We start from the raw sequence: 4,230 nt of genomic DNA on the forward strand, positions 1-4,230 counted from the left end.
TATCTTCTTCGTCGCCCTCTCGACCATGGCGTTCGCAGGGTTCTGGGCCGTCGGGTCGGCCATCTCGGCCCAATACCTCGGAACCGACTTCGTCGAGACGAACGAAGAACTGATGGTTGTCTTCACCGCTGCTGCACTCGCTGGAATCGCTGGCGGGTTCGTCTTCCGGTGGTACTTCAGAAGACAACTCAAGGCGAACGTCGAGGCCCAATCCGACGTGGAGGTGGTAGCATGATGTCCGAAAGGGAGGTCCAGAAGTCAGGGCGAGTCGAGCGAACGGTCGTTCGTATCCTCCAGGTGTTGATGCTCGTCATCTTCGGCCTCGGGGTGTACTACGGGAACAGTGGCGTCTTCGTCAACGCCGGTGTCGGTCTGCTCGTGACCTTGCTCCCGGGTGTCCTCAAGCGTCGGTACGACTTCACCATGAACATCGGCATCGTCCTCTGGATATCCGTCGCGATGTTCTTGCACGCCTTCGGCACACTCCCACTCCCAGGCCTCGACTTCCTGAGCCCCTACAAGGCCGTCTGGTGGTGGGACCACATGACGCACGCACTGTCGTCGTCACTGGTCGCCGGTGCCGCGTACGCCGTGACTCGGGCACTGATGGAACACACCGAGTACATCAACATGCCACCGCGGTTCATGTTCGCCTATCTCCTCATCTTCGTGATGGCGTTCGGCGTGCTGTGGGAACTCCTCGAGTTCTACATCGGCGTGGTTTCGCAACTGCTCGGTGCCGAAGAGGTTCTCACTCAGTACGGCCTCGACGACAGCGTTCTCGACTTGATGTACAACACCCTCGGTGGGTTGCTGGTCGCTATCTTCGGAACAGCACACCTGACCGGTATCTCCGACCAACTCCGTGGGAGACTGGAGGGTCAGTCTACCGACCGGTGAGCGAGAACTACGAAAACACACCACCTCTGTCTGAATATCCCAGTTTTCGTATTTATCTCTCGTCTATACACTCTGGCAACACGTGAAAAACCATTATTATTTTTCCAGTTGATATTCCGCTCAACCCACACACCGAGAGAGGTGGTGAGCAAACGAACTCTCATCGACTTCGAGAAGCTTCAATCTGTTGACAACACTCTCGGTTGCGGGGGAGAACGACAACAATGTCCAACCGAGAGTTCCACGGCCAAATCGGCCGTACGTACGACGAATCAGAACCCTGGTGGCCCGAAGAGACACGAGCTCCAGAAGATGCACCGAACGTCTTGATGGTGGTGTTAGACGACGTTGGGTTCGGCCAACTCGGCTGTTATGGTGGTCTCGTCGACACGCCAAACATCGACCGCCTCGCCGAAAACGGCCTGCGGTACAACAACTTCCATACGACGGCGCTCTGCTCCCCGACGCGGTCGTGTCTCCTCACCGGACGAAACCACCACTCGAACGGGATGGCAGGAATCACCGAGATATCGACCGGGTTCCCCGGGTACAACGGCCACATTCCGCACGAGAACGGCTTCCTCTCTGAGATACTCGTCGAGGAGGGATTCAATACGTATGCGATGGGTAAGTGGCACCTCGCACCAGCCGAGTCGACGAGTGCTGCTGGACCGTACGATGGATGGCCACTCGGACGCGGGTTCGAGCGATTCTACGGCTTCCTTGGTGGAGACACCGACCAGTACACGCCCACACTCGTACACGACAACCATCAGACTGAGCCACCGACGACTCCCGAGGAAGGGTATCACCTCACAGAAGACCTCGCCGCTCGTACCATCGAGTTCATCGGCGACGCCAAACAGGTCGACCCCGACAAACCGTTCTTCACGTACTTCGCACCGGGTGCGTGCCACGCGCCCCACCAGGTTCCACAAGAGTGGGCAGACAAGTATGCAGGCGAGTTCGACATGGGGTGGGACGAAGCCCGAGAGAAGATTCTCGAACAGCAGAAAAAGATGGGGGTCGTCCCGGAGGACACCGACCTCTCGCCACAGAACCCTGACGTGAAACGCTGGGATTCGCTCTCGGAGGACGAACAGCAACTCTACGCGAGGATGATGGAAGTGTTCGCGGGCTTCCTCGAACACACCGACGCCCAGATTGGAAAAGTTCTGGACTACCTCGAAGAACTCGGTGAACTCGACAACACGCTCGTGATGCTCGTCTCGGACAACGGTGCGAGTGCGGAGGGAGGACACTCCGGGTCGGTCAACGAGAATCGCTTCTTCAACAACGTCCCTGAATCCCTCGAAGAGAACCTCGAAGCGATGGACGAACTCGGTGGCCCGAAGTACTTCAATCACTATCCGTGGGGCTGGACGTGGGCCGGCGACACGCCGTTCCAGCGCTGGAAGCGCGAGACACACCGTGGCGGCACGTCGGACCCACTCGTGGTCTCGTGGCCCGAGGGTATCGACGCCCGTGGTGAGATTCGCGAGCAGTTCGTCCACGCCATCGACCTCATGCCGACCATCCTCGAGACAGTCGGTATCGACGCCCCAGACGAGGTGAAAGGCTACTCGCAATCGCCCATCGAAGGCACGAGCTTCGCCTACTCGTTCGACGAACCCGACGCACCCGAACAACACACGACGCAGTACTTCGAGATGCTCGGCACTCGCGCCATCTACCACGATGGCTGGCGTGCCGTCCGCCCGTGGCCGTTCGGCAAACCCATGACTACAGAAGACCTCTCGGCGACCACGCTCGAAGAGTCCGGATGGGAACTGTATCACCTCGAAGAGGACTTCTCGGAAGCGCACGACGTCGCGTCCGAACACCCAGAGAAGGTCCTCGAACTCGCCCAGTTGTGGTGGACAGAGGCGGGCAGGTACGACGTGTTACCGCTCGATGGCCGTGGTGTCCAGCGGTTCGCCGAAACGCGACCGCAACCCGGAAAGCCGCGTGAGAAGTACGTCTACTATCCAGACACCCAGCACGTCCCGGAGAACGCAGCGGTGAAAATATTCAATCGCGACCACAGTATCACGGCTGACATCACCGTTCCAGAAGGAGGTGCCGAAGGTGTCCTGCTCGCCCACGGTGCCCGTTCTGGTGGTTACTCACTGTACGTCGAAGACAATCACCTCCGCTACGTCCACAACTACGTCGGTATCGAAGAGTTCGAAATCGTCGCGGACGACCCGATACCGGAAGGTGAGGGTTCGGTTCGGATGGAGTTCGAGGTGACCGGAGAACCCGACATGAGTGAGGGGAAGGGTGCCCCGGGAACCGTCCGCCTCTACTACGGCGACGAACAGGTCGGCGAAGGGGAAGTGCCGATGACCATCCCGATTACGATGGGACTCACCGCTGGGCTGAGTTGTGGCCGCGACGCCGTCAACGCCGTCAGCGACACCTACCGCGACCGGACTCCCTTCGCGTTCACCGGTGACATCACTCGCGTGACTGTCGACGTCAGCGGCGAACCCTTCGTCCACGAAGAAGCCGAGATGGACCAGATTATGGCGAGAGAATAGGCCACTCAGACCAGTTTCACATTCTTTTTTCGAAGGGCTGTCCTCCGGGTGTGGGACCGGACAGGGAAACCACGTGCCGACAGCGAGTTGGGAACCAGACGTACACACGACTATCGAGACGCCGTCCTCTCACGCGTGTAGATACAGTTCTGACACTCGAACGGGGGACACGTCCATCACTGGCACCGACTTCCCGTTATTCTGCTTCACAGCACCCCTTCGGGGAATCTGTCCTCGTTCTCTTGAATCACGTCGAGAACCGGAGCGACGTCGTTCCACCCGTCACCGGTGCAAATCTGTCCGGTTTCGCGGTCCCAGTCTATGAACCCGAGCTCGTCGAGTTTCGGGAGGTGGACGTGGTACAATCCAATCTGGGTTCGTTCAGGGACGTCAACCTCACCGTCCGAGGCGAGGAGGTCCGCTGGGTCGAGAGTCTCGTCACCCGATGGGTTCGCATCGGCGAGCGCAAAGAGTAACTCACGCTGGGCAGGGTTCGCGAGTGCTTCGAAGACACCACCAGCGTCCGTCTCGTAGCCTCCCATTTTACGTGCCATTCTTACACGTCCAGTTGTAGGATACGTATCCGCACCTGTTGAGGTTCAAGGTTGACTCGTCAATTCCCTTAAGTAGGAGACATCTATTCGGTACCAGACGACGAGGAGAGGAGCGCCCCGTAGAGGACTTTCTCGTTGCCGAGCCGAATTCGGTTCGAGAGCGCTTGCCGAGTGATGTCGAGTTCGTCGGCAAGTTCGTCGAGGCTCACCTCACTCGGTGTCTCGAAATAGCC

4 protein-coding genes and 1 pseudogene are annotated in these 4,230 nt (G+C 58.9%); 3 read left to right on the forward strand and 2 right to left on the reverse strand.

From position 1 onward, the window contains the following. The 3 genes and pseudogenes from AUR66_RS22285 to AUR66_RS17380 form a co-directional block, all read left to right on the forward strand. Positions 1–235: pseudogene (locus tag AUR66_RS22285) on the forward strand (hypothetical protein); the annotation flags it as partial. Further along, entirely contained in the window at positions 232–900 is a 669-nt protein-coding gene (locus AUR66_RS17375; protein ID WP_058573427.1) for a hypothetical protein, read from the forward strand. The pseudogene AUR66_RS22285 and the gene AUR66_RS17375, both read left to right, overlap by 4 nt. Before the next feature lie 224 nt (positions 901–1,124). Further along, on the forward strand, positions 1,125–3,443 hold the full coding sequence (locus tag AUR66_RS17380; protein WP_058573428.1) for an arylsulfatase: 2,319 nt from the start codon (positions 1,125–1,127) through the stop codon (positions 3,441–3,443). A 206-nt stretch (positions 3,444–3,649) separates the two neighbouring features. Here AUR66_RS17380 and AUR66_RS17385 read toward each other — a convergent pair whose 3' ends face one another. Both AUR66_RS17385 and AUR66_RS17390 read right to left on the reverse strand, forming a co-directional pair. Then, a complete protein-coding gene (locus AUR66_RS17385) occupies positions 3,650–3,997 on the reverse strand; it encodes a DUF7344 domain-containing protein (RefSeq protein WP_157533204.1) in 348 nt (115 codons plus the stop codon). A gap of 83 nt (positions 3,998–4,080) precedes the next feature. After that, on the reverse strand, positions 4,081–4,230 hold a 150-nt coding region (locus AUR66_RS17390; RefSeq protein WP_157533205.1), incomplete at its 5' end, for a helix-turn-helix domain-containing protein.

The organism is Haloferax profundi, assembly GCF_001469865.1.
Classification (GTDB): Archaea; Halobacteriota; Halobacteria; order Halobacteriales; family Haloferacaceae; genus Haloferax; species Haloferax profundi.

Bases quoted from the DNA above. Each gene is read 5' to 3' on its own strand.
- AUR66_RS17375 (WP_058573427.1), top strand. From the start codon at position 232: ATGATGTCCGAAAGGGAGGTCCAGAAGTCAGGGCGAGTCGAGCGAACG.
- AUR66_RS17380 (WP_058573428.1), top strand. From the start codon at position 1,125: ATGTCCAACCGAGAGTTCCACGGCCAAATCGGCCGTACGTACGACGAA.
- AUR66_RS17385 (WP_157533204.1), bottom strand. From the start codon at position 3,997: ATGGCACGTAAAATGGGAGGCTACGAGACGGACGCTGGTGGTGTCTTC.